Here is a 25,069-nt window from a genome sequence, read left to right on the forward strand (position 1 = left end):
GGAGATCGGTAGCTCAGGAGAGGGGGACAGCTGTGAGATCGGGAGGGGGACGAATGCCACACCGTCGCAGACGCGCGATGAGGCGACTCGCCGCGCTGGCACCGGTGCCGATGGCGCTGGCTCTGTTCACCGCGCCCGCCGTGGCCGCACCGGGACCGGGCGGGGACATCCCCGACCTGGCGATCGTGACGGTGAGCGGCACGGGCCGGACCACGGTGCTGCGCTCCGGCGAGCGGGAGTTCGCCGATCTCTGGCAACTGCTTCAGCCCACCTACATCGGGACTGAGCGGGTGCCGGACGCATGGTTCGAGGACGGCCGGTATCCGCCGGTGCGGATCATCGTGGTCTGGGGGATGACGGGGATCGGCGGCTGGCCGCAGTCCAACCGGCCGCCGGGCGGTGATGTGGCCTTGCAACGGCAGGACCAGCTGTTCCTGGCCGGGGACGGCACTCCCTGGGTCCGCTCGGATCCGGCGCCGGACGTGCAGGACGACGACATCCGCTGGCACCGGGCGCCACGCTCGGTCTTCGCGGACCTGAACCGGACGGGGCTGCTCGGCACGGTCGACGACGGGGCGGCCTTGGATACGGGTTCGGCAGAGGACGGCGCGGGCAGGGCTGGTGACACGCCCGTACAGGGGTCGGGCGATGTCTGGTGGGCTCTGCCGGGGCTGGCCGTCGGGTTCGTGACCGGTGTCGGCGGCACGCTGCTGATACGCCGCGCGGCGGCCGGGCACGAGGCCGGGCCGCCGCGGGACGGGCCACGACAGGAGCTGATCGATCTTTGAGCCCGGTCGATCGGCCTCCGGGGGGAGGCCGATCGAGGAGACGGGTCCGGGGCTTTGGCCATGGACGCCGGTCGAGGGGACCGGTCCCGTGGGTGGGCTCGGTCACGGGCGCCGATCGACGAGACGGGTGCGCGGCTTCGGCCACCGGTGCTGGTCGAGGAGACCGGTCCCGTCGGTGAGCTCGGCCACGGACGCCGATCGACGAGACAGGTCCGCGGCTTCGGCCATGGACGCCGATCCAGGGGACCCGTCCCGTCCGTGGCCTCGGCTGTGGACGTCGGTCGGGGCGTCAGCCCAGGTCGATCTCCGGGTACAGCGGGAAGCCGGCCACGAGGTCGGTGGCGCGGTGGGAGATCTCTTCCGCGACCTTGGGGTCGAGGACGTGAGCTGCCTTGGAGGGGGCGCCCGACTTGGTGGTGCCGGGTTCCGTGGTGGTGAGGACGCGGTCGATGAGGCCGGCGACCTCGTCCATCTCGGCGGTGCCCAGGCCACGGGTGGTCAGAGCGGGGGTGCCGATGCGGATACCGGAGGTGTACCAGGCGCCGTTGGGGTCGGCCGGGATGGCGTTGCGGTTGGTGACGATGCCGGAGTCGAGAAGGGCGGCCTCGGCCTGGCGGCCAGTGAGGCCGTAGGAGGAGCCGACGTCGATCAGGTTGAGGTGGTTGTCGGTGCCGCCGGTCACCAGGGTCGCGCCTCGGCGCATCAGGCCTTCGGCAAGGGCTCGGGAGTTGTCGACGATGCGCTGGGCGTAGTCCTGGAAGGAGGGCTGACGGGCCTCGGCGAGGGCGACGGCCTTGGCGGCCATGACGTGCGGGAGCGGGCCGCCGAGGACCATCGGGCAGCCGCGGTCGACCTGGTCCTTGAGGGAGTCGTCGCACAGGACCATGCCGCCGCGGGGGCCGCGGAGGGACTTGTGGGTGGTGGTGGTGACGATCTGGGCGTGCGGGACCGGGTCGAAGTCACCGGTGAGGACCTTGCCGGCCACCAGGCCCGCGAAGTGGGCCATGTCCACCATCAGGGTCGCCCCGACCTCGTCGGCGATCTCGCGCATGATCCGGAAGTTCACGAGACGGGGGTAGGCGGAGTAGCCGGCGACGATGATCAGCGGCTTGAACTCGCGGGCAGACACCCGCAGCGCCTCGTAGTCGATCAGGCCGGTGGCCGGGTCGGTGCCGTAGGAGCGCTGGTCGAACATCTTGCCGGAGATGTTCGGGCGGAAGCCGTGGGTGAGGTGGCCGCCGGCGTCCAGGGACATGCCGAGCATGCGCTGGTTGCCGAAGGCCTGGCGGAGCTCGGCCCAGTCGGCCTCGGAGAGGTCGTTGACCTGGCGGACGCCGGCCTTCTCCAGGGCGGGGGCCTCGACGCGGGCGGCGAGGACGGACCAGAAGGCGACGAGGTTGGCGTCGATACCGGAGTGCGGCTGGACGTAGGCGTGGCGGGCGCCGAAGAGCTCGCGGGCGTGCTCGGCGGCGAGGGCCTCGACGGTGTCGACGTTGCGGCAGCCGGCGTAGAAGCGGCGGCCGATGGTGCCCTCGGCGTACTTGTCGCTGAACCAGTTGCCCATGGCGAGCAGGGTGGCCGGGGAGGCGTAGTTCTCGGAGGCGATCAGCTTGAGCATCTCGCGCTGGTCGTGCACCTCCTGGCCGATGGCGTCGGCGACGCGCGGCTCGACGGCGCGGATCACGTCGAGGGCGGCGCGGAAGGCGGTGGACTCGGTGGAGAGGGGCTGCTGCTCTGACATGTGGTCGGCCTCCGGGCGGCGTGGCTGAAGTGGTCACGGTTCACGGTTCGGCCCAGGCGCACGGCACTCGCTCGTCAGGCCCAGGGGTCAGGCCCGAGAGGGCCGCTCCCCGATGGTCGGTCCCATCCCAGCACGCCAGTCACGGCCCGCGATCAGCCTACCGGGCGCATGAGTCGGCTTGGCTCCCGCGTCCGGCATCCGAGCGACGATAGGAAGGGGGTCCGCCTCATGTTCGGGAGTTGCCGTGACCGTTACGGAAAGCCTCATCGAAGCCGCCGACGCCCACAGCGCGCACAACTACCACCCGCTGCCGGTCGTCATGGCGACGGCGGACGGGGCGTGGATGACGGATGTCGAGGGGCGGCGGTATCTGGATCTGCTGGCCGGGTATTCGGCGCTCAACTTCGGTCACCGCAACCGGAGGCTGATCGATGCGGCGAAGGCGCAGTTGGAGCGGGTGACGCTGACGTCGCGGGCGTTTCATCACGACCGGTTCGCCGCGTTCTGCACGGAGCTGGCCGAACTGTGCGGCATGGAGATGGTGCTGCCGATGAACACGGGCACGGAAGCGGTGGAGACGGCCGTGAAGACGGCCCGGAAGTGGGGGTACCGGACCAAGGGCGTGCCGGCGGAGATGGCGAAGATCGTGGTCGCGGGCGGCAACTTCCACGGCCGTACGACGACGATCATCAGCTTCTCCACGGATCCCGAGGCGCGCGCGGACTTCGGGCCGTACACGCCGGGCTTCGCGATCGTGCCGTACGGGGATCTGACGGCGATGCGGGATGCGATGACCGAGAACACGGTGGCGGTGCTGTTGGAGCCGATCCAGGGCGAGTCGGGGGTGATCGTGCCGCCGCCGGGTTATCTGCCGGCGGTGCGGGAGCTGGCGCGGGAGCGGAACGTCCTCTTCATCGCCGACGAGATCCAGTCGGGGCTGGGGCGGACCGGACGTACCTTCGCGTGCGAGCACGAGGGGGTGGTGCCCGATATGTATGTGCTGGGGAAGGCCCTCGGCGGTGGTGTCGTCCCGGTGTCGGCGGTCGTGTCCAGTGCCGAGGTGCTGGGGGTGTTCCGGCCCGGGGAGCACGGGTCGACGTTCGGCGGGAATCCGCTGGCCTGTGCGGTGGCGCTGGAGGTGCTCGCGATGCTGCGGACGGGCGAGTTCCAGGCGCGGGCCACGGAGCTGGGCGACCATCTCCAGCGGGAACTGGCGGCGCTGCTCGGCACGGGACGGGTGACGGAGGTGCGGGGGCGCGGGCTGTGGGCGGGTGTCGACATCGCCCGGGCGTACGGGACGGGGCGGGAGGTGTCCGAAAAGCTGATGGACCGGGGTGTGCTGGTGAAGGACACCCATGGGACGACGATCCGGATCGCGCCGCCGCTGGTGATCGGGAAGGAGGACCTGGACTGGGGGCTCGCACAGCTGCGGGGTGTCCTGGAGTCGTAGGGCACACACCCCTCGTGAGCGGCCGGGCGGCCGCCCCCGTCAGGCCGTCACAGGATCACGTGCGGCAGAAAGCGCGCGTACTCGTCCGTCACCAGTCCCGACGACTCCCGGATGCCGAGGCCCGCCGACTCGTTCTCGACGACCCAGGCGCCGAGGACGACCCGGTTGCCGTCGAAGTCGGGGAGCGGCGCCAACTCCTGGTAGCAGCAGGGCTCTTCCCGTACGACGGGATCGGTGCCGGGCTCGTGGATGGTCACGCCGGCGCCCTCACGGCCGAGGAGGGGCTTGGCGACGTAGCCCGTGGTCGTGGCCAGTTCGCGTGGCCCGTCGAGGTGGGCGGGCAACAGGTTCGGGTGGCCCGGGTACAGCTCCCAGAGGATGGCCAGCAGTGCCTTGTTGCTGAGCAGCATCTTCCAGGCCGGTTCGATCCACAGGGTGCTGCCGGTGCCGCCGCCGTTGTCGAGGGTGTCGAGGACGTGGTCGGCGAAGCTGTCGGTGGTGAGCCATTCCCAGGGGTAGAGCTTGAAGCAGCTGCGGATGAAGCGGAGTTGGTTGTCGACGAAGCGGCCGGAGAGGTGGTCCCAGCCGATCTCCTCCATGGAGATCCAGGAGGTGTCCAGGCCCGCCTGTTCCGCCGTCTCCTTGAGATAGGCGACGGTCATGAGGTCCTCACCGAGTTCGTCGGCCGAGGAGTGCGCGAAGTAGAGCGGGCCGCCGGGCGGGAGGAGCGCGGACTGCTTCTTCCAGGCGTCGATGAGGCGTTCGTGGAGGGAGTTCCACTGGTCGGCGCCTGGGAAGCGTTCCGCCATCCAGAACCACTGGGGCGAGGCCGCCTCCACCAGGGAGGTGGGGGTGTCGGCGTTGTACTCCAGCAGCTTCGCCGGGCCGGTGCCGTCGTAGCGGAGGTCGAAACGGCCGTAGACGGAAGGGAGTTCGGTGCGGCGGTGCCAGGCCTCGGCGACTACCTCGACGATGCGTGGGTCGGTGATGCCGAGGTCGGCGAAGCGGCCGGCGGCGACGATGTGCTCGGCCGCTGCCAGGCACATGCCGTGCAGTTCCTCGACGACCTCCTCCAGTGCCTCCACCTCCGGGAGCGAGAAGACGTAGTAGGCGCTCTCGTCCCAGTAGGGGCGCAGTGAGTCGTCGGGATGGCGGGTCAGGGGGTAGATGAGTCCCTGTTCCTCGACTGTCTGCTGCCAGCCGGGGCGGGGTTCGATGGTGCGGCGTTCCATGGCTGTCGTACGTTCCCGTTCAGCCGCCGGAGCTGCCCTTGTCGCCGCTGCCGAAGCCGCCCCGGTCGACTCCGCTGCCGCCGCTTCCCGAACTGCCGGATCCCTTGCCGGGCTTGGTGAAGGAGCCGCCGGTGACCCGGTCGCCCTTCTTCTTGCCGCCGTAGTAGTAGGCGCCGTTGACGGTCGTGGCCGACTTGCAGTTCTTGTCGCCGACGACGGTGTAGCCCTTGCCGAGGTTGTAGCTGTCGCGGTCCACGCAGCGCTTGTCCGGGTCGGAGGAGCAGGAGGTGAGGGCCGCGGCGAGCAGTCCCATGCCGCCGAGCACGACCGTGCCCGAGCGCAGTTGTCGGCGTGCGTCCGCCATGTTCGTGTCTCCCCGTTGGTTCGTGATCTTCGGCGGTCAGCTTAGAGATCGGTAAGAGCGTCCACGCAGCCAGGCCTCCTCTCACCTCCTCCCCTACAGTCGCTTTGTGCTCTTTGGAATGTTATGCGCCCTTGGTGCCGCGGTCTGCTTCGGTACGGCGACGGTGTTGCAGGCGATGGCGACGCGGACGGCGGACACCGGCCGGGGCGGGGAGGCCGCACTGTTCCTGCGGGCGGTCCGGCAGTGGCGGTATCTGGCCGGGCTGGCGCTGGACGGGCTGGGGTTCGTGTTCCAGGTCGCCGCACTGCGGTCGATCCCGATCTACGCGGTCGGCGCGGCGCTGGCGTCGAGCCTCGCCGTGACGGCGGTGGTCGCCGCGCGGCTGCTGCACGTACGGCTGAGCGGGAGCGAGTGGGGCGCGGTGGGCGTGGTGTGTGCCGGGCTCGCGATGCTGGGGGTCTCGTCGGGGACGGAGGGCGACCGGGGCGGGCCGGCGGCGTTGGAGTACGCGATGCTCGCCACGGCCGTAGCGGTACTGCTGCTCGGGCTGAGTGGCGGCCGGCTGCCGGAGCGGGGGCGGGCGTTGCTGCTCGGTCTGGGGGCCGGGTTCGGGTTCGGGGTCGTCGAGGTGGCGGTGCGGCTGATCGACTCGCTCGCGCCCTCGGATCTGCTGGCCGATCCGGCGACGTACGCGCTGCTGCTGGGCGGCGGCGCCGCGTTCCTGTCGCTGACCTCGGCCCTCCAGCGGGGGTCGGTGACCACCGCCACCGCCGGGATGGTGATCGGGGAGACCATCGGGCCCGCGCTGGTGGGTGTGGTGTGGCTGGGCGACCGTACGCGGGAGGGGCTGGCGTGGCTCGCCGTGCTGGGGTTCCTGGTGGCCGTGGCGGGGGCGTTGGCGCTGGCGCGGTTCGGGGAGGTGGCAGAGGAGGTGGCGGAGGAGGCGCCTCCGTCGGCCGGCCTCGGGAAATCGCCGAGCGCTTCCCGAAGGCCAGGGGACTGAGGCGCTCCCTGCCCTGTACTGGCGGCCCCCTACGGCAGCACCCTGCACAACGCGTCGAGCGCCCCCGCCCACGCGTGGTCCGGCGGCGTTCCGTACCCCACGACCAGGGCGTCCAGGGGTTCGATGCCGGCCGCGCGGTGACGGAAGAAGGACAGTCCGTGCAGGGCGAGGCCCTGCCAGTTGGCCGCCTGGACCACCGTCTTCTCGGTGCCGGGCGGGAGGCGCAGGACGGCGTGCAGGCCTGCCGCGATGCCGGTGGCGTGGACGTCGGGGGCGTGTTCGGCGAGGGCCGCGACCAGGGCGTCCCGACGGCGCCGGTAGCGCAGCCGGGCGGCGCGTACATGGCGGTCGTAGGCCCCGGAGGTGATGAACTCGGCCAGCGTCAGCTGGTCCAGCACCCCGCAGGTGTCCACGTCGCCCTTGGCCGCCGCGGCCTCCTCCGCGAGCGCGGGTGGCAGCACAGCCCAGGCCAGCCGCAGGCCGGGGGCGAGGGACTTGCTGGCGGTGCCGAGGTGGACGACACGGTCGGGGTCGAGGCCCTGGAGGGCGCCGACGGGCTGGCGGTCGTAGCGGAACTCGCCGTCGTAGTCGTCCTCCAGGACCAGTCCGCCGGTGCGCCGCGCCCACTCGACGACGGCCGAGCGGCGGTCGGGGTGGAGGGGCACGCCCATCGGGAACTGGTGGGCGGGGGTGAGCAGGACGGCAGCCTCGTCCTTCAACTGCCCGGTGTCCGTGCCGAGTTCGTCGAAGGGCAGCGGCTCCGTGTGCAGCCCGGCCGAGGTCAGGCGGTTCCAGTGCACGTCGAGGCCGTACGACTCGACGGCGACCGTCCGTGCTCCGCCCGCCCGCAGGATTCTGCCCAGGATGTCCAGGGCCTGCTTGAAACCGGCGCAGACGACGATGCGTTCGGGGTCGGCTCGTACGCCCCGGGCGCGGGAGAGGTAGCCGGCGAGTGCGGTGCGCAGTTCGGGGCGGCCGCGGGGGTCGCCGTAGCCGAGGGCGGAGTTCGGGGCGGCGGTGAGTGCGCGGCGGGCTGCCTTGAGCCACTCGGTGCGCGGGAAGGAGGCGAGGTCGGGGGTGCCGGGGGTGAGGTCGTACGTGGGGCGGTGATGCTCCCGGCGGTGGGGTGCGGCGCCCGGCGGCGGGACGACCGTACGGTCCCCCACTCTCGTGCCCGAACCCTGGCGGGCGGTGAGCCAGCCCTCGGCGACGAGGTCGGCGTAGGCGTCGGCGACCGTGTTGCGGGCGATGCCCAGGTCGGCGGCGAGGGTGCGGGAGGAGGGCAGCCGGGTGCCGGGGGCGAGGCGGCCGGTGCGGACCGCTTCGCGCAGGGCGTCGGTCAGGCCTCGGCGCAGGCCGGAGCCGGTCGGTTCCAGATGCAGGTCGACGCCCAGAGTGGCCCATGATTCCGCCATGGAAATGGACCATACTCCTGGGCTGCCTGGCTCCTAGGGTCGAATCCATGACGAACAGCGACACCACCGTGGACCACGCCCCTGAGCACACCCCCCGACTGAACTGGACCCAGCACGTCCCCGAGGTCTACAAGGCGATGGTCCGCCTCGACGCGGCCGCCCGGAAAGGCCTCGACGCAAAGCTCCTGGAGCTGGTGAAGGTCCGTGCGTCGCAGCTCAACCGCTGCGCGCTCTGCCTCGACATGCACAGCAAGGACGCGCTCGCGGCCGGCGAGAGCGTCGAGCGGATCATCCAGCTGAGCGCCTGGGAGGAGTCGCGGCACTTCTACACGGAGAAGGAGGCGGCGGCGCTGGAGCTGACGGAGGCCGTGACCGTCCTGACCGACGGATTCGTGGTGGACGAGGTGTACGAGACGGCCGCCAAGCACTTCGAGGAGGCCGAGCTGGCGCAGCTGATCGCCGCGATCACGGTGATCAACGCCTGGAACCGGTTCGGCGTGACCTGCCGGATGGTGCCGGGGCACTACACGCCGGGGGATCACGGGTGACGGAGCGGACGCGGTCCTCAATCCGTCGGTCGGTTGATGGGGCCGCCGGGTTTCCCCCCTCGGGACAGGGCGTCCTGGGCTAGCTTGGAAATGTGCCGTGCACTACCGGGTTCACCCCGAACGAAGAGGACGAGCGGATCATCAAAGCCGCCACGCAGGAGGGCGAGAGCACGAACGACGTCATTCGCCGTGCCCTTCGCCTCGCCTCCTGGACCGAGAACTCTGGCTGACTCGGGCGCGTGCGGACGTCAAACGGCTAGCGGACGAAGACCTGTCGGCCGAACCGGACGCCTGGTGATCGGGGCATCGTCCGCTGCTTGAACATCGGCGGCGCCGTGCGTCCACAACTGGAAATGATGTGGGCCCACCGTGTTCGGCACCGCGGTCACGTACATTCACGGCGACCCAGTTCACTATCTCGACCGGCACGAGATGGCCGAGCTTGAACACACCGTCAGCCGCTGCCTGGGGCTGTGACCCGCCGGGCGCCCTCCACAAGGGCGCCCGGGGTGCCGCTACCGGGTCAGCCACGCCCGCCACGTCGACTCGTGGCCGTCCGCCCACTTCTTCGCCGCCTCCTCGGGACTGAGCTTCTGGTCGGCGATCAGCAGGGAGACCTCGTTCTGGTCCTCGGTCGTCCACTTGAAGTTCTTCAGGAACCGGGCCGCCTTGCCGCCGCTCTCGGCGAAGTCGGCGTTGAGGTACTTCTGGAGCGGGGTGTGCGGATAGGCGCAGGCGACCTTCGCCGGGTCGGCGTCGCAGCCCTCCTTGTACGCCGGGAGCTTCACCTCGGTCATCGGGACCTTCTTGAAGAGCCACTGGGGGGCGTACCAGTAGGTGAGGAAGGGCTTCTTCTCCTTGGCGAACTGTTTGATCTGGGTTATCTGGGCGGCCTCCGAACCGGCGAACACGACCTGGTAGTTCAGGTCCAGGTTGTTCACCAGCGCCTTGTCGTTGGTGACGTAGGACGGGGAGCCGTCCATCAGCTGGCCCTTGGCGCCGCTCTCCGCCGTGCGCATCTGGTCGGCGTACTTGTCGAGGTTCTTCCAGTCCGTGACGTCGGGGTGCTGTTTCGCGAAGTACGTCGGGACGTACCAGCCGATGTGTCCGGTGACGCCGAGCCCGCCGCCGTTCACGATCGTCTTCTTGTCCTGGACGTAACGCTGTTCCTGCTCCGGGTGCCCCCAGTCCTCCAGGAGCGCGTCGACGCGGCCCTGGCTGAGCGCGTCCCAGGCCGGGACCTCGTCGACCTGGACGGTGTCGACGCGGTAGCCCAGCTCGTGTTCGAGCAGGTACTGGGCGACGGCGACGTTGGCCTGCGCACCGACCCAGGACTGGACGGAGAGAGTCACGGTCTTGGCGCCCTGCGCGTTGGCGAAAGGTGACGCCTGCTTGGTCATGTCGGCGGCGCCACAGCCGGTCAGCAACGCCAGCGAGGACACTCCGACCACTACGGCAGTCGTACGACGTCGCATGTCACGCTCCCTTCTTCGCGCGGCGTTCGGTCGGTTGCGTCACCCGGTCGAGCATCAGACCCAGGCAGACGATCGCGGCGCCCGCGACCAGGCCGGTCGCCAGGTCGCCCTGGGCGAGGCCGAAGACGACGTCGTAGCCGAGTGCTCCGCCGCCGACCAGGCCGCCGATGATGACGACGGCGAGGACCAGGACCACGCCCTGGTTGAGCGCGAGCAGCAACGCCCGGCGGGCGAGCGGGAGTTGGACCTGGCGGAGCTGCTGGGCGGGGGTCGCGCCGAGTGAGCGGGCCGACTCCAGGGCGGCGGGGTCGACCTGGCGCAGGCCCTGGGCGGTGATGCGGACGACGGCCGGCAGCGCGTAGACGACGGCCGCGGCGACGGCCGGCGCGCGGCCCACGCCGAACAGCGCGACGACGGGGATCAGATATACGAACTGCGGCATCGTCTGGAAGACGTCCAGGACGGGACGGAGCAGACGCTCGACCCGGTCGCTGCGGGCCGCCGCGATACCGGTCGCGAAGCCGAGGACGAGGGTGACGGCGACCGCCGCGAGGACCTGGGAGAGGGTGTCGAGCGAGGAGTCCCAGACGCCGAGTACGCCGATCGCGGCCATGGCGAGGACGGCGGTCAGCGCGGTGCGCCAGGTGCCGATCAGCCAGGCCAGTGCGGCGACGATCAGCAGCACCGACCACCAGGGCAGCCACTGGAGTCCGTCGCGGACCGGGTCCAGGACCCAGGTGGTGAAGTGGGCCGCCCAGTCGGCGGTGCCGCCGACGACGGGGACGCCGGAATAGAGGTGCGCGGTCATCCAGTCGACGGCCCGGTTGACCGGGTCGGCGATGGCGACCGTCCAGGCGTCGGGCCAGTCGACCCGGCCCGCGAGCCGGGCGGCGAGGGCGATGGCGAGGGCTGCTACGGCCCCGTATGCCCACAGGGCTTTACGGCCGTCCCCGCGCTGTTCTCCTGCCGCGCCGGTCACCCGGTCCAGGACGACCGCGAGCAGCACGATCGGAATTCCGGCCGCGAGCGCGGCGCCCACGTCGACCGAGGCCAGCGCCTGGTAGACGCGGTCACCGAGACCTCCGCCGCCGATCACCGACGCGATGACCGCCATCGACAGCGCCATCATGATCGTCTGGTTGAGGCCGAGGAGGAGTTCCTTGCGGGCCAGCGGGATACGGGCGGTCAGCAGGCGTTGGCGCGCGGTGGAGCCGAGCGACTCGACCGCCTCCAGCACCTCCTTGTCGGCGCCACGCAGGCCCAGCGCGGTGAGGCGGGCCATCGGCGGGGCGGCGTAGACGACGGTGGCGAGGACGGCCGCGGGGACGCCGATGCCGAAGACCAGGACGACGGGGAGGAGGTAGGCGAAGGCGGGCAGCACCTGCATGGTGTCCAGGACCGGGCGCAGGACCCGGTCCATACGGTCGGACAGCCCGGCGGCGAGACCGAGCAGCGCGCCGACCGCGACCGACGCGAGGACCGCCGCCACCATCAGGGCGAGGGTCTGCATGGTCGGGATCCACATGCCGAGAAGGCCGCAGGTGAGGAAGGCGGCGGCGGTGCCCAGGGCGAGGCGTACGCCGGCCACGCGCCAGGCGATCAGGGCGCCGGCGGCGGTGACGCCGGCCCAGCCGGCGGCCAGCAGGAGCAGGTAGACGGCTCGTACGGAGACGACGACCGCGTTGCTGACGTGGCCGAAGAAGTAGAGGAACAGGGGGTGGCTGTCCCGGTTGTCGATGATCCAGTCGCTGGTTCTGGTGAGGGGCTCGGTCAGGTCGACGGTGAGAGCGTCGGGCCAGGCGCCGCTCGCCCAGCGGGCGTTGGCGAGGGGCACGAGGACTGCCGCGGCGAGGGCGAGCAGGAGAAGCTTCTGGGCGGCTCGGTTCCGGAGGACCGTGGGGAGGGCCGTCCGGGGAGCCGATGCGGTGAGCGTGGCCATCAAGCGGCCTCCTTGCGCGGCCCCGCGTCCGTGACGTACGGCTCCGCACCCGCGACCACACCGAGCAGCCGCGCGGAGTCGACGACTCCCAGGCAACGGCCGTCCTCCACGACACAAGCCGCCTCGCCGCTGCCGGCCACGGCCTTGATCGCGTCGGCGACGACGGACTCGGGAGCGAGCGCACCCGGGTGGTCGGAGCCGCCGCACTCTCCGGCCCGCATCGCGGTACGTACCGTCATGACCTGTTCGCGCGGAACGTCCCGCACGAACTCCCGGACGTAGTCGTCGGCCGGGGAACCGACGATCTCCTCCGGCGTTCCCAGCTGCACCACACGCCCGTCACGCATCAGCGCGATGCGGTCGCCCAGCTTCAGCGCCTCGCTCAGGTCATGGGTGATGAAGACCATCGTGCGGCCCTCCTCGCGGTGGAGGCGGATGACCTCCTCCTGCATGTCCCGGCGGATCAGGGGGTCCAGGGCGCTGAACGGCTCGTCGAACAGCAGGACTTCGGGGTCCACCGCCAGCGCCCGGGCCAGGCCCACCCGCTGCCGCTGTCCGCCGGACAGCTGGCTCGGCCTGCGCTGCTCCATGCCCTCCAGGCCGACCTTGGCGACGACTTCGGCGGCGCGCGCACGGCGCTCCGCCCTGCCCACGCCCTGGATCTCCAGGCCGTACGCCACGTTGTCGAGGACCGTGCGGTGCGGGAGGAGGCCGAAGTGCTGGAAGACCATCGCGGCGCGGTGGCGGCGGAGTTCACGCAGCCGGGGCTTGTCCATCGCGCGGACGTCCTCGCCGTCGATGGCGATCGTGCCGGACGTCGGTTCGATCAGCCGGGTCAGACAGCGGACCAGGGTGGACTTGCCGGAACCGGACAGGCCCATGACGACGAAGACCTCGCCCTTGCGGACGTCGAAGGAGACGTCCCGGACGGCGGCCGTGCAGCCGGTGCGGCTGCGGAGGTCGGCGGGGTCCAGGGCCGCCAGCTCCGGGTCGGCGGGCACGCGGTCCGCCTTCGGGCCGAAGACCTTCCACAGGCCCTGGACGGAGAAGACGGGCGTGTTCGGGGTCGTGCTCATCACGCGTCACCACCGATCAGGTCGACGGCCTTCTCCCCGACCATGAGCACCCCGATCATCGGGTTCACGGCGGGCATCGACGGGAAGACGGACGCGTCGGCGATCCGGATTCCCTCCAGACCACGGATCCTCAACTGCGGGTCCACGACCGCCTGTTCGTCGGTCGCCGCGCCCATACGGCAGGTCCCGGCAGGGTGGTACACGGTGTGCGCGACCTTGCGGGCGTACTCGCCGAGTTCCGCGTCGCCGAGGACCTCCGGGCCCGGGCACACCTCGCGCTTGAGCCAGCCCGCGAGGGGTTCGGTCCTGGCGATCTCGCGGGCGATGCGGATGCCGTCGACCAGGGTGCGGCCGTCGTAGTCGTCCTCGTCCGTGAAGTAGCGGAAGTCGAGGGCGGGCTTCTCGGCGGGATCGGCGCTGGTCAGGTACAGCCGGCCGCGGCTCTTCGGCTTGGGGATGTTCGGGGTCATCGAGACGCCGAACTCCGGCCGCTCGTAGCCCAGTCGCTCCGGGTTGTCCGTGAACGGGATCTGGTAGAAGTGGAACATCAGGTCCGGGCCCGTGTGTTCGGGGTCGCGGCGCACGAACAGGCCCGCGTCGGAGTCCATCGCGGAGTTCTCCGGGATGGGGCCGTCCGTCTCCCAGACGATCACCGACTCGGGGTGGTCGAGCAGGTTCTCACCGACGCCGGGCAGATCGTGGACGACCGGGATGCCGAGCGCTTCCAGATCCGCGCGGGGTCCGATGCCCGAGTGCAGCAGCAGGCGCGGCGAGTCGACGGCGCCCGCGCACAGAAGAACCTCATTGCGGGCTCGTACGACGAACTCCGCGCCGTCCTTGTCGCGTACCCGCACGCCCTCGGCCCGGGCGCCCTCCAGCTCCAGCCGGTACGCCCAGGTCTCCAGCAGGATCGTCAGGTTCGGGCGCTCGTCCATCACCGGGTGCAGATACGCCACCGAGGCGCTCGACCGCTTGTTGTTCTCCGGGTGGTAGGCGAGGTCGAAGAAGCCGACGCCCTCGGTGAACGGCTTCTTGTTGAAGCCCTCGACGCGCGGGACGCCGAGTGCGGCCTGGGCGGCGTCGACGAAGTCGCGCGCGATGGCGTTGCGGTCCTTCTCGTCGACCGGGACGACGTTGTTCAGCAGCCGGGCGTAGTACGCCTCCATCGGCACCGCGCCCCACCCCTGGGCGCCGGCCGCCTCCCACTCGTCCCAGTCGGACGGCAGCGGCTTGAAGGCGATGAGGGTGTTGTGGCTCGAACACCCGCCGAGGACCCGGGCGCGGCTGTGCCGGATGTGGGAGTTGCCGCGGGGCTGTTCGGTGGTCGGGTAGTCGTAGTCCAGCTCGCCGCCGAGGAGGCCCATCCAGCGGCGCAGCGTCAGCACGTCGTCGCGGCCGACGTCGCTGGGGCCGCCCTCGATGACGGCGACCGTGACGTCCGGGTTCTCGGTGAGGCGGGAGGCGATGACGGAGCCCGCGGTGCCGCCGCCGATGACGACGTAGTCGTAGACGTGGGGATTCTCGGAGAGAGGGGACATGGGGGTACTCCAAAGGTCCAAAGGTCCAAAAAGGAGGAGGGTCGGACGACGGGGGCTCAGCCCGCGAACCAGCGCACCGGCTTCGGCGCCAGGTTCTGGTAGACGTGCTTGCTCTCGCGGTACTCGGCGAGTCCGGCGGGACCGAGCTCGCGGCCCACCCCGCTCTTGCCGAAGCCGCCCCACTCCGCCTGCGGGAGGTAGGGGTGGAAGTCGTTGATCCAGACGGTGCCGTGCCGCAGCCGGGCGGCGACCCGGCGGGCGCGTCCGGCGTCGGTGGTCCAGACGCCGCCCGCGAGCCCGTACTCGGTGTCGTTGGCGAGGGCGACCGCCTCGTCCTCCGTGCGGAACGTCTCGACGGTGAGGACCGGGCCGAAGACCTCTTCGCGTACGACCTTCATCTCGCGGTGGCACTGGTCGAGGACCGTCGGCTCGTAGAAGTAGCCGGTGGCGGGGCGTTCGGCCGACGGCTCCGGGCGTTGGCCGCCCGATCGGAGCACCGCCCCCTCCTCCAGCGCCGAGGCGACGTACGACTCGGTCTTCGCGCGCTGCTGCTCGGAGACGAGCGGTCCGCACTCCACGCCGTCCTCGGTGCCGCGTCCGAGTCGGATCTTCGAGGCCCGGCGGGCGAGTTCGGCGACGAAGCGCTCGCGGACCGACTCCTCGACGATCAGGCGGGCGCCCGCGGAGCACACCTGCCCGCTGTGGATGAACGCGGCGTTCAGCGCCTGGTCGACGGCCGTGTCGAAGTCCTCGTCGGTCGAACAGGCGTCGGCGAAGACGACGTTGGGGTTCTTGCCGCCGAGTTCGAGGGCGACCTTCTTGACGGTCACGGCGGCGGCCTGCGCGACCTTCGTGCCGCTGATCAGGCCGCCGGTGAAGGAGACGAGGTCGACGTCGGGGTGCTCGGCGAGCCGGGCACCGACCGAATGACCGGGCCCGGTCACGATGTTGGCGACACCGGCGGGCAGACCGGCCTCGGTGAGCAGGTCGATCAGCGCGATGGTCGTCAGCGGGGTGATCTCGCTCGGCTTGACGACGAAGGTGTTGCCGGCCGCGAGGGCGGGGGCGATCTTCCAACTGGCTTGGAGGAGCGGGTAGTTCCAGGGCGTGATCAGTGCGCAGACGCCGACCGGCTCGTGCACGACGACGCTGTGGATGTCGGGCGAGCCCGCGTCGACCACCCGGCCCGTGCCCTCCGCCGCCACCAGATCGGCGAAGTAGCGGAAGGCGTCGGCGACGCAGTCGATGTCGATCCGGCCCTCTTCGACCGTCTTGCCCGCGTCGCGGCTCTCCAGCAGCCCGAGCGGCTCACGGTCGCGGACGAGGAGGTCGGCGACGCGGCGCAGCAGCGCGGCGCGCTCGGCGACGGGGGTGTGCGGCCAGTCCCCCTCGTCGAAGGCGCGACGGGCCGCCGCGACCGCCAGGTCGGTGTCCTTCTCGTCGCCCTCCGCGACCACGGCGAAGGGCAGGGCGTCTGCCGGGTCGAGGATCTCGCGCGTGGCGCCGGAGACCGCTTCCAGCCACTGGCCGTCGACATGGATCGTCCGCTGCGTCTGCTGCCTTGCCATGATCGGTATTGCCTTCCGTTCCTGTTCAGTGCCCCTGAGTCACATATGTGTCACTCCCGAGGACCGTGAGCACATGCCCCCGACCCCCGGATACATGCGCAATCGATGGCCGAAAGTGGGCCGCGTCACTGAACATGCGGGCACATGGGGCAAAAGGTGACCCCGGCGGCGACGCAGCCCCTGGACTCCCGCGGATCCTTTGACTAAAGTCAAAGAAATATGGAGCCCGTGAACCCCGCACAAGCGGTACCGGTGTCGACGGAGCAGGTGGCGGCCTTCCGCCGGTTCAACCGCTACTTCACGCGCCGCATCGGCGCACTTGACGACCACTACCTCGGCCAGGACCGTCCACTCGGCGAGGCCCGGTTGCTGTTCGAGATCGCCGAGAGCGCGGCCGGGGTGTCCCTGCGGGCGCTCAGGAGCCGACTCGGCCTGGACGCCGGGTACTTGAGCCGGATGGCGAAGGCCCTGGAGACACAGGGCCTGGTCCGGATCACCGTGCACCCCGACGACAGCAGGCTGCGGATGGTCGGCCTCACCCCGGCCGGACACATCGAGCTGAAGGAACAGCAGCGCCGGGCCAACGCCCTCGTGGCCCACCTCCTCGGCGGCCTCACCGACAGCCAGCGCACCGAACTGACCGAGTCGATGACCACCACCCGCCGCCTCCTCCGCCTCGCCGCCATCACCGTCGACCTCGTCGACGGCGCCTCCGAGTCCGCCCGGACCTGCCTCGACGCCTACGCCGACGACATCGACGAGCGGTTCCCGGAAGGGTTCGACAAGTCCGACCTCGTACGACCGCACGAGGTGTCCGGGGACGCCGGGGCGTTCTTCGTGGCCTACGAGGAGGGCAGGCCGGTGGGCTGCGGAGCGCTGCGTCGGCTGGAGCCCGGCGTCGGCGAGATCCGCCATGTATGGGTGCACCCGGACGCCCGGCGTCTCGGGCTCGCCCGCCGGATCCTCGACGCCCTGGAGCGGGAGAGCCGACGCCGCGCCTTCGACGTCGTACGACTGGACACACACGCGGCGCTCACGGAGGCGCAGGCGATGTACCGGGCGTGCGGGTACACGGAGATCCCGGCGTACGTCGACCACGTCTACGCCAGTCACTGGTTCGAGAAGCGGCTACGAGGCTGAGGCGGGACGCACCGATCCCCGGGCCGCGCGTCGCACGGTGGCCCGGGGATCGAGGGAAGGGGGCGGCTCAGATGAGGCCGAGGGAGCGGACCGCCTCGCGCTCCTCCTCCAGCTCCTTCACGGACGCGTCGATGCGGGCGCGGGAGAACTCGTTGATGTCCAGGCCCTGGACGATCTCGTACTTGCCGTCCTTCGTGGTGACCGGGAAGGAGGAGATGATGCCCTCCGGGACGCCGTACGAGCCGTCCGACGGGATGCCCATGGAGACCCAGTCGCCGTCCGCCGTGCCGTTGACCCAGGTGTGGACGTGGTCGATGGCTGCGTTGGCGGCGGAGGCGGCCGACGACGCGCCGCGGGCCTCGATGATGGCGGCGCCGCGCTTGGCGACGGTCGGGATGAAGTCCTCGGCCAGCCACTTCTCGTCGCTCACGACCTCGGCGGCGTTCTTGCCGGCGATGGTGGCGTGGAAGATGTCCGGGTACTGGGTGGCGGAGTGGTTGCCCCAGATCGTCAGGCGCTTGATGTCGGCGACCGTCGAACCCGTCTTCTTCGCGAGCTGGGTCAGCGCACGGTTGTGGTCCAGGCGGGTCATGGCCGTGAAGCGCTCGGCCGGCACGTCCGGGGCGGCGGCCTGCGCGATGAGCGCGTTCGTGTTGGCCGGGTTGCCCACGACGAGGATCTTGACGTCGTCGGCGGCGTGGTCGTTGATGGCCTTGCCCTGCGGCTTGAAGATGCCGCCGTTGGCGGAGAGCAGGTCGCCGCGCTCCATGCCCTTGGTGCGGGGGCGGGCGCCCACGAGGAGACCTACGTTGGTGCCGTCGAAGGCGACGTTCGGGTCGTCCGTGATGTCGATGCCCTGGAGCAGCGGGAACGCGCAGTCGTCCAGCTCCATGGCCGTGCCCTCCGCGGCCTTCAGCGCCGGGGTGATCTCCAGGAGGCGGAGCTTGACCGGCACGTCCGCGCCGAGCAGCTGGCCGGAGGCGATGCGGAAGAGCAGGGCGTAACCGATCTGGCCGGCCGCGCCGGTGACGGTGACGTTCACGGGAGTGCGGGTCATGGCGTTCTCCGTAGACAGCTGGCGGTGGGGCGTCGCTGCCCCGGGGGTTCGAATGATCGATCTCTTGGCGTCAAGAGAGATCCAGCGGTCAGGCTATCGCGCATCAGGAATCCCGGACGTCCGGGTCCCTGTGGCCCACCCCACAGCCACCCCGAAAGGGGGCGGCCGCCATGCCCGGGAGAGGGGGGACAACGGCGGCCGCCGGTGGGGGTACCGAACCGGCCGGACTCCCGTGGGGGTAACGCTCGCCTGCCCCCGATGCGGGTCGCCATGCCTGCCGTACCGGAATTTGTTTCGTCGACCGAAACGGGGGCCCGAGGGCTGCCGCCCCCGGACCCCCGCTCACGACAGGCTCATTGCCGTCACCGGCGCTACTCCGTGCAGCCCAGTTCCCCGGACGCCAGCGTCACGCACGCCTCCGCCTCGCCCGCGTCCTTCACGGCCACCATCGGCGTGTACGCGATCGTGTCCCCGGCGGTGGTGATGGACCCGGTCTGCTCGGCCTTCCCCACCGTCACCCGCACCTCGTCGCCCTGCGCGCCCGCGGTGATACGACCCCAGGCCGCGCCGCAGGTCTCGCTGTACCGCACCTCGACGACGGTCGTGCCGACGGTGGCGGTCTTGGCGGTGGTCACGAGGTCACCACTGCACCCCATGGTCTCCGCGTCCTTGCCCGTGCAGGCGGCGCCGCTGCACTCCACCCCGGCCGGCAGCGAGGGGTCGGTGCTGGCGGACGGCGAAGGCGACTTGGCGGTGTCCTTGGGGTCGTCGTCACCGCCGCCCTCGGTGAGGAAGAACGCGGCCGCGACCACGACGAGGACCCCGACGACACCCGCGAGGAACATCGTCACCCGCCGCTTCCCCGACGCCCCGCCGGACGGCGAACCGCCCGCCGGACGAGGCCCCTGCGGCGGTTCGCCGAACGAGCCCGGTGCGGCAGCACCCGGCATCACGGCACCCGGCGCACCAGCACTCGCCGCGGGCGCAGACGCAGGCGCCGCCGCTCCCCCGGTCTGCGCAGGCCTCGCATACCCGGCCAGTCCCCAGGAGTTGCCCCCGGAGGAGCGACCGGGCGCACCGGGCTCGGAGTCCCGGACATCCGGCCCCGTCGGCTGCGGCGGGACCGTAGGTGCCACACCCGCCGGTCCCGCGATGCCCGGCGTCGCCGTCGCGCTGCCGCTCTTGCGGGCCGTCTTGCTGCTCTTGGCATTGGCAGGCGGCGCCCCGAACTCCCCGAGCGCGGCGCGCGCCTGGGAGATCCGGATCGCCTCCATGGTCATGTCGTGGCGCATCTCCGAGCGGCTCCAGGCACGCTCGGCGAGCTCCCACATGGTCGTCAGATGGATGGGATTGGTCCCGGTCACCTCGGCCAGCGCGACGATCGCACCCTTCGGCGCGAGCAGCCGGCCGTTGAGATAACGCTCCCAGGACGTCTTGCTGTAGCCCGTGCGGTCGGCCACCGCCGCCACGCTCAGGCCGCTGCGGTCCACGAGCCGCCGCAGCTGGCTCGCAAACTCCCTGACCTGCGGATCCAGTTCATCCGGCAAGGCCCTCCAACGAGGCATTGCTCCCCCCTCTTTCCCCCCGGTCGTGCTGGTCTCTTGCCCCCGCGCGTGATGCCCTCTGCCGAGTCCCCGTTCTGGCTACCCACAGGGATGCGCCCAGTCAGGATCTCAGTTCCCGGGGTGGGGGCGCACGGGTGCATTGGGGCTGTGGGCATGCACCGTTGCACGCCCACTGGCACGTGGTCCAGTGTCCCACCGGTGGCGCCCTCTCCCGACTCCACCCGGCAGTACCCCTGGCAGACGCTCAGGACGTCCCGGGCCGTCCTGATTGACCACGCTAGCCCGGTTGTCGAACGACTTCCTCGTAAATCCGCGAACTTGTCAACACATCAACACACAGAAGGCACATACTTGGTCACCAAAAGCGCACGGGTCCCACAACCCTCAGCTCGTGCACCCGCGGCCCTATCCGAAGACGACGACACCGATCACCGTCAGCACCAGCAGGGTCAGCACGAGCGCGACGGCCACCACGAGCAGCCGGCGGGACGGGGCCGCGGGCGGCTCCTCCTCCGGTGCGTCCCACCATGGACGCGTGGGGTCGTCCTCGTACTCCTCGGCCTCGTCCTCCTTCTCGGGAACCGTCTGCCGCGGCCAGGCCTCGACCGCCATCTCCCAGCGCACGCCGAGGCGCTCGGGGTCAACGCCCGCGACCCGGCACAGGGCGGCGACGGCCTGCCGGGGCGGGGGCTGGGTGGCGTTGAGGTAGCGGTGCCAGGAGGACTTGCTGTACGCGGTACGCGCACCGAGCGCCACGAGGCTGAGGCCCGTCCTGTCCTTCACCTCCCGCAACTGCTCGACGAAGTGCCGCACCTCCGGCGGCAGATCGTCCGGCAGCGGCTGCCAGGCGCCCATCCCTCACCTCCACGCAGCAAATGACGACGTCAGAGGCCGCCCGGTTCCCGCAGCACACGGCTACGGCAGCGCCCCGATAGGGGCGCGGGGAACTGCGCGACCAGCCACAACGGACCCGCAGACAAAGAACGAACGACCCCGCGGAGCGCTACGTATCGACAGTGAAGTGCAGCGTGTCCTTCAAAAACGGGATCACCAGCCACGGATTCGGCTGCACCATCATCGCCAGCAGCACGATCGCAAGCCCCAGCACCCCGTACGTGGCGATATCGGTGAAGCGCGACCGGACCGCAAGCATCCCCACCCCCGGCAGCACCCAGCGCAGCACCGCCCCACCGAGCAGGGCGACGCCGACCAGCAGCGTGCCGATGCGGAACGCGTCCAGCGCGGTCACCAGCAGGCCCACACCCACCAGGCCCAGCACGGCGAGCAGCGGCCACTGCCGGGCGGGCGCCGGGGCGTCACCGCCGGCGGCACGGCCGCCGCCCTCCGGACGCGCCGTGTCCTTGGTGAACAGCGGGAAGCGGCGGGTGACCCTCCGCGGCCTGCCCTCGGCGTCGGGCGCGCTGACGGGGTCCCGCACTTCGAGTTCCTCGACGTCCGTGCCCTCGGCGGTCTCGTCGGCGTGTGCGGCCTTCTCCAGGTCGCTTCCCTCAGCCGACACTGCGCTCCGCCGCCTCGACCACGTTGACGAGCAGCTGCGCCCGGGTCATCGGGCCCACGCCGCCGGGGTTCGGGGAGATCCAGCCGGCGACCTTCGCGACGTCCGGGTGGACATCGCCGACGATCTTGCCCTCGGCGCTGCGCGAGACACCGACGTCCAGGACGGCGGCGCCCGGCTTCACGTCCTCGGGGCGGATCAGATGGGCGGAACCGGCGGCGGCGATGATGATGTCGGCGTTCTTCAGGTGCGCCGACAGGTCCCGCGTCCCCGTGTGGCACTGGGTCACGGTCGCGTTCTCGCTGCGCCGGGTCAGCAGCAGCGGCATCGGGCGGCCGATGGTGACACCGCGGCCGACGACCACGACCTCGGCGCCCTTGATCTCCACGCCGTAGCGGCGGAGCAGGGTCAGGACGCCGTTCGGGGTGCAGGGCAGCGGGGCCGGCTCGTTCAGGACGAGGCGGCCGAGGTTCATCGGGTGCAGGCCGTCCGCGTCCTTGTCCGGGTCCATCAGCTCCAGGATGCGGTTCTCGTCGATGCCCTTGGGGAGCGGCAGCTGGACGATGTAGCCGGTGCAGGCCGGGTCCTCGTTCAGCTCGCGGACGGCCGCCTCGATCTCCTCCTGGGTCGCCGTCGCGGGCAGCTCGCGCTGGATGGAGGCGATGCCGACCTGGGCGCAGTCGCGGTGCTTGCCGGCGACGTACTTCTGGCTGCCGGGGTCCTCCCCGACCAGGATCGTGCCGAGGCCGGGCGTGCTGCCCTTCTCCTTCAGCGCCGCCACGCGGGCGGTCAGATCGGACTTGATCGCGGCTGCGGTGGCCTTGCCATCGAGAATCTGGGCGGTCATGGCTCCCATCTTCGCGGATGACGCCCTCCCGGTTCCAATCCGGGTCTCCCGTGGCCTTGGGCACCGTATCTCCACCCGTATCCGCCCATGATCATCGATGTTGCACTTGCACAACACATAGGGAATGCGGCTGGACAAGTAAGAGGCGTCTAAAGAACGATGAGGCGCTAGTGCCGCGGGCAGTACCGGGGGGACGAACCGCATCCGTAGAACTTCCTCCGAGCTGTGCCTGCGTCGTCCCCGCACTGGATCAAAACGGAGGAAGGACCGCTCGATGAGCTTCGGCGACCCGAACAACCCCTATGGCCCGCCCCAGGGCCAGCAGCCCGGCTACCCGCCGCAGCAGGGCTACCCGCCGCAGCAGCCCCCGGCCCAGCCGGGCTACGGCTATCCCCAGGGCGCCGCTCCCCAGCAGCCGCCCGCCTACGGCTACGCGCAGGGTCAGCCCGGCCAGCCCGCATACCCCGGTTACCCGGGATACCCCGGACACCCGGGCGGGAACGCGATGCCCCTCCAGATGCCCGGCCTGATGAAGACGGCGCGCGTGCTGCTCTTCATCCTCGCCGGCTTCCAGCTTCTGTTCGGTCTCATCGCCGGTATCGCCGTCGGCGCCGCCCAGGACCTGTCCAACGGCGTCGGCAGCGGCGACGACACCGACGCCCTGGCCGGCCTCGGCTTCCTGGCCGCCGGTCTCCTGCTCGTGCTGGGCGCGCTCTCGATTTTCCTGGGCGTCAAGTTCAAGAACGGTGGCAGCGGCATCCGCATCACCACGATCGTGTACGCGTCGCTGATGGTCCTCGGCGGCATCGTCAACATCGTGAACGGCGCGAACGGCTCCGCGACCTTCGGCGGGCTCATCTCGCTCGCCTTCGCCGGCATCATCCTCGCCTCGATGGTCAACGGCGCGGCATCGGCCTGGTTCAACCGCCCGCGGTACTGAACGGGCCGGCCCGTGAACTCGACCGGCCGTCCGATCGGTTCACGCCAATCATGTGCAAGGGCCGTGTCTCACCCGTGCAGGGGAGACACGGCCCTGCTGCGTCGTCCTAATCTGAAGCGGTAGCCGCCAGGCACGGGGAGACGCACCTTGTACAGCATCATTGTGGTACCGCCGCCGAGCGCGGAGGACGAACTCGACCGCCCGCAGATCCGGCTCGCCCCCGGTGAACGGCTCACCTTCGGGCGCGGCGCGGACAACGACCTGGAGATCGCCCACGACGGCGTCTCGCGCCGAGCGGGAGCCATCGCCGCGCAGGGCGCCTTCTGGATACTGAGCAACCTCAGCTCCAGTCAGACGTACGTCGTGGAGAACCCGGAGGGCGCGGGTGAACACATCAAGGTGGGGCCGGGACGACTGGACGCGCCCGTCCCCTTCGAGTTCTCGCGGATCGTGCTGCCCGCGGCCGGCGACCTGCTGCCGGTCGACGTCTGGGCACCGCGCCACGACTACCTCAGCACCGGGGGAGGCCTGGACGGGGCGACCACCGCGCCCGCGTTCTCCTTCGACCGCACCAAACGCTACTTCGCCGTCCTCGCGGCCCTGTGCGAACCCCGCCTGCGCGGCGAACCGCACGCCCCGCTGCCCACCATGGACCAGGTCGTCGAACGCCTGCGCCCCAACTGGCCCGCCGCGTCCCGCACTTCGGTGCAGTGGAACATCGACTACCTGGCCGTGAAGCTGCGTCTCAAGCCCGGCCCGGACACGGCGGACACCGGCCCGCGGCTCAACGGCAAGAAGGAGTCCCTGGTCTCCCTCGCCCTCCGCTTCGACCTCGTACGGGAGGACGACCTCGTCGTCCTGTCCGCCCCCTCCCCCGGCCGGGTGGCCCCGTGACCGAGCCGTACGCCGTGCCGGTGCCGAAGGGGTACCGGGTGGGCCCGTGGGAGGTACGGGCGCCGATCGCCACGGGGGCGTTCGGGAGCGTGTACGAGGCGAGGCGGGTCGGAGACGACGAGGCCCTCCCGAAGACGGCCGCCCTGAAGTTCCTGCCCACCGGCACCGGAACCCCCCGACAACTGGCCCACCTGCGCGAACTGATCGAGCGTGAGGTCGAGTTGCACCGCAGGCTGAAGCAGCCGCGGCTGATCCGGATGTACGACACCTTCACCGTCGACGACCCGGCCCACCCCGCCCTCGACGGCGCCACGGTCCTCGTACTGGAGAAGGCGGAGGGGTCGCTGTCCGCCCTGCTCACGGCGGAGCCCGGCCCGGCCGCCGGTCCCGTCCTGCTCGCGCAGATCTGCGAGGGCCTGGCGCAGCTGCACCACGCCGGCTGGGTGCACGGAGATCTGAAACCGGCCAACGTCCTGCTGATGCGGGACGGTTCGGCCCGCCTCGCCGACTTCAACATGGCGGCGGAGCTGGAGGGCACGCACGCGTACACGCCAGCCTTCTCGACGCCCGACTACACGCCACCGGAGCTGCTCTGGTCGGAGATCGGCGAACGGGGCCGCCGTATCCGCCCGTCGGCCGACGTCTGGGCCTTCGGTGTCCTCGCACATCTCGTGCTGACCGGCTCCTTCCCTCTGCCCGGCGGCACCCCGACGGCCCGCCGCGACGCGGCCGCCGCCTACGCCCGCGGCACCGACGAGCTGCGTCTGTCGCCCGAACTCCCCGATGTCTGGCGGGAGGTCGTGCGGGACTGTCTGACCCGGACGCACGGCGACCGGATCGGGACGGAGGCGCTGCTGAGGCGGGGGGAGACCGCGGCGGGGGGCGGCCCGCCCCCCCCGCCCCCCCCGGCCCCGGCGCCGCCGCTCCCCCCCCCTCCCCACCCCGCCCCCCCCCCCCGCCCCCCGCCCGCGGG

23 protein-coding genes are annotated in these 25,069 nt (G+C 71.1%); 8 read left to right on the plus strand and 15 right to left on the minus strand.

Features of this window, described 5'->3' with window-relative positions:
- The first annotated feature begins 77 nt into the window (after window positions 1-77).
- Window positions 78-788: a hypothetical protein gene (locus KCH87_RS45610; RefSeq protein ID WP_247197808.1), complete on the plus strand. Its 711-nt coding sequence runs from the start codon at window positions 78-80 to the stop codon at window positions 786-788.
- A 102-nt stretch (window positions 789-890) separates the two neighbouring features.
- Here the strand turns inward: KCH87_RS45610 and KCH87_RS50340 are convergent, their stop codons facing one another.
- Both KCH87_RS50340 and KCH87_RS45615 read right to left on the minus strand, forming a co-directional pair.
- The gene (locus KCH87_RS50340) at window positions 891-1,016 is read right to left on the minus strand and encodes a hypothetical protein (RefSeq protein ID WP_282613083.1); all 126 of its coding nucleotides are present in this window, start codon (window positions 1,014-1,016) and stop codon (window positions 891-893) included.
- Window positions 1,017-1,077: 61 nt separating this feature from the next.
- Window positions 1,078-2,529, minus strand: a complete 1,452-nt coding sequence (locus KCH87_RS45615) for a glycine hydroxymethyltransferase (RefSeq protein WP_210593872.1) — start codon at window positions 2,527-2,529, stop codon at window positions 1,078-1,080.
- Between the two features lie 244 nt (window positions 2,530-2,773).
- On the opposite strand from KCH87_RS45615, the gene rocD reads away from it, so the two are divergent.
- Window positions 2,774-3,979: an ornithine--oxo-acid transaminase gene (gene rocD / locus KCH87_RS45620; protein WP_210593873.1), complete on the plus strand. Its 1,206-nt coding sequence runs from the start codon at window positions 2,774-2,776 to the stop codon at window positions 3,977-3,979.
- A 47-nt stretch (window positions 3,980-4,026) separates the two neighbouring features.
- On the opposite strand, the gene KCH87_RS45625 is transcribed toward rocD, so the two are convergent.
- Window positions 4,027-5,211: a glutathionylspermidine synthase family protein gene (locus KCH87_RS45625; RefSeq protein ID WP_210593874.1), complete on the minus strand. Its 1,185-nt coding sequence runs from the start codon at window positions 5,209-5,211 to the stop codon at window positions 4,027-4,029.
- 19 nt (window positions 5,212-5,230) lie between these two features.
- Window positions 5,231-5,575 (minus strand): hypothetical protein, encoded by a 345-nt coding sequence (locus KCH87_RS45630; RefSeq protein ID WP_210593875.1) that lies wholly within the window; start codon window positions 5,573-5,575, stop codon window positions 5,231-5,233.
- Between the two features lie 118 nt (window positions 5,576-5,693).
- On the opposite strand from KCH87_RS45630, the gene KCH87_RS45635 reads away from it, so the two are divergent.
- Window positions 5,694-6,578: a DMT family transporter gene (locus KCH87_RS45635; RefSeq protein WP_210593896.1), complete on the plus strand. Its 885-nt coding sequence runs from the start codon at window positions 5,694-5,696 to the stop codon at window positions 6,576-6,578.
- Between the two features lie 29 nt (window positions 6,579-6,607).
- Here KCH87_RS45635 and KCH87_RS45640 read toward each other — a convergent pair whose 3' ends face one another.
- On the minus strand, window positions 6,608-7,993 hold the full coding sequence (locus tag KCH87_RS45640; protein ID WP_210593876.1) for a PLP-dependent aminotransferase family protein: 1,386 nt from the start codon (window positions 7,991-7,993) through the stop codon (window positions 6,608-6,610).
- A gap of 47 nt (window positions 7,994-8,040) precedes the next feature.
- Here KCH87_RS45640 and KCH87_RS45645 point away from each other — a divergent pair, with 47 nt between their 5' ends.
- Window positions 8,041-8,541, plus strand: a complete 501-nt coding sequence (locus tag KCH87_RS45645; RefSeq protein ID WP_210593877.1) for a carboxymuconolactone decarboxylase family protein — start codon at window positions 8,041-8,043, stop codon at window positions 8,539-8,541.
- Between the two features lie 515 nt (window positions 8,542-9,056).
- Here the strand turns inward: KCH87_RS45645 and KCH87_RS45650 are convergent.
- The 5 genes from KCH87_RS45650 to KCH87_RS45670 are packed head-to-tail and all read right to left on the minus strand — an operon-like array spanning window position 9,057 to window position 16,137.
- Window positions 9,057-10,016: an ABC transporter substrate-binding protein gene (locus KCH87_RS45650; protein WP_210593878.1), complete on the minus strand. Its 960-nt coding sequence runs from the start codon at window positions 10,014-10,016 to the stop codon at window positions 9,057-9,059.
- A 1-nt stretch (window position 10,017) separates the two neighbouring features.
- Window positions 10,018-11,955: a proline/glycine betaine ABC transporter permease gene (locus tag KCH87_RS45655; protein WP_210593879.1), complete on the minus strand. Its 1,938-nt coding sequence runs from the start codon at window positions 11,953-11,955 to the stop codon at window positions 10,018-10,020.
- The gene (locus KCH87_RS45660) at window positions 11,955-13,031 is read right to left on the minus strand and encodes a glycine betaine/L-proline ABC transporter ATP-binding protein (RefSeq protein WP_210593880.1); all 1,077 of its coding nucleotides are present in this window, start codon (window positions 13,029-13,031) and stop codon (window positions 11,955-11,957) included. The genes KCH87_RS45655 and KCH87_RS45660 overlap by 1 nt, the downstream gene beginning before the upstream one ends.
- Window positions 13,031-14,569, minus strand: coding sequence for a GMC family oxidoreductase (locus KCH87_RS45665; RefSeq protein WP_210593881.1), 1,539 nt, complete (start codon window positions 14,567-14,569; stop codon window positions 13,031-13,033). The genes KCH87_RS45660 and KCH87_RS45665 overlap by 1 nt, the downstream gene beginning before the upstream one ends.
- A 56-nt stretch (window positions 14,570-14,625) precedes the next feature.
- Entirely contained in the window at window positions 14,626-16,137 is a 1,512-nt protein-coding gene (locus tag KCH87_RS45670; RefSeq protein WP_210593882.1) for an aldehyde dehydrogenase family protein, read from the minus strand.
- A gap of 219 nt (window positions 16,138-16,356) precedes the next feature.
- Between KCH87_RS45670 and KCH87_RS45675 the strand changes: the two genes are divergently transcribed.
- Window positions 16,357-17,277, plus strand: coding sequence for a helix-turn-helix domain-containing GNAT family N-acetyltransferase (locus KCH87_RS45675; protein ID WP_210593883.1), 921 nt, complete (start codon window positions 16,357-16,359; stop codon window positions 17,275-17,277).
- Window positions 17,278-17,344: 67 nt separating this feature from the next.
- Here the strand turns inward: KCH87_RS45675 and KCH87_RS45680 are convergent, their stop codons facing one another.
- From KCH87_RS45680 to KCH87_RS45700, 5 genes are all read right to left on the minus strand, one after another.
- Window positions 17,345-18,334: a malate dehydrogenase gene (locus tag KCH87_RS45680; RefSeq protein WP_210593884.1), complete on the minus strand. Its 990-nt coding sequence runs from the start codon at window positions 18,332-18,334 to the stop codon at window positions 17,345-17,347.
- Between the two features lie 371 nt (window positions 18,335-18,705).
- The gene (locus KCH87_RS45685) at window positions 18,706-19,881 is read right to left on the minus strand and encodes an XRE family transcriptional regulator (RefSeq protein ID WP_247197810.1); all 1,176 of its coding nucleotides are present in this window, start codon (window positions 19,879-19,881) and stop codon (window positions 18,706-18,708) included.
- A gap of 423 nt (window positions 19,882-20,304) precedes the next feature.
- Window positions 20,305-20,754, minus strand: coding sequence for a helix-turn-helix transcriptional regulator (locus KCH87_RS45690; protein ID WP_210593886.1), 450 nt, complete (start codon window positions 20,752-20,754; stop codon window positions 20,305-20,307).
- 148 nt (window positions 20,755-20,902) lie between these two features.
- The gene (locus tag KCH87_RS45695) at window positions 20,903-21,397 is read right to left on the minus strand and encodes a DUF3017 domain-containing protein (protein WP_210593897.1); all 495 of its coding nucleotides are present in this window, start codon (window positions 21,395-21,397) and stop codon (window positions 20,903-20,905) included.
- 10 nt (window positions 21,398-21,407) lie between these two features.
- On the minus strand, window positions 21,408-22,262 hold the full coding sequence (locus tag KCH87_RS45700) for a bifunctional methylenetetrahydrofolate dehydrogenase/methenyltetrahydrofolate cyclohydrolase (protein ID WP_210593887.1): 855 nt from the start codon (window positions 22,260-22,262) through the stop codon (window positions 21,408-21,410).
- Window positions 22,263-22,536: 274 nt separating this feature from the next.
- Between KCH87_RS45700 and KCH87_RS45705 the strand changes: the two genes are divergently transcribed.
- The 3 genes from KCH87_RS45705 to KCH87_RS45715 form a co-directional block, all read left to right on the plus strand.
- The gene (locus KCH87_RS45705) at window positions 22,537-23,202 is read left to right on the plus strand and encodes a hypothetical protein (RefSeq protein WP_210593888.1); all 666 of its coding nucleotides are present in this window, start codon (window positions 22,537-22,539) and stop codon (window positions 23,200-23,202) included.
- Window positions 23,203-23,349: 147 nt separating this feature from the next.
- Window positions 23,350-24,096: an FHA domain-containing protein gene (locus KCH87_RS45710; protein WP_210593889.1), complete on the plus strand. Its 747-nt coding sequence runs from the start codon at window positions 23,350-23,352 to the stop codon at window positions 24,094-24,096.
- The coding region (locus KCH87_RS45715) for a protein kinase (RefSeq protein ID WP_308299074.1) at window positions 24,093-25,069 on the plus strand (977 nt) is incomplete at its 3' end. The genes KCH87_RS45710 and KCH87_RS45715, both read left to right, overlap by 4 nt.

Origin of the sequence: Streptomyces sp. GESEQ-35 (genome assembly GCF_017948485.1) — a bacterium.
Lineage (GTDB): Bacteria > Actinomycetota > Actinomycetes > Streptomycetales > Streptomycetaceae > Streptomyces.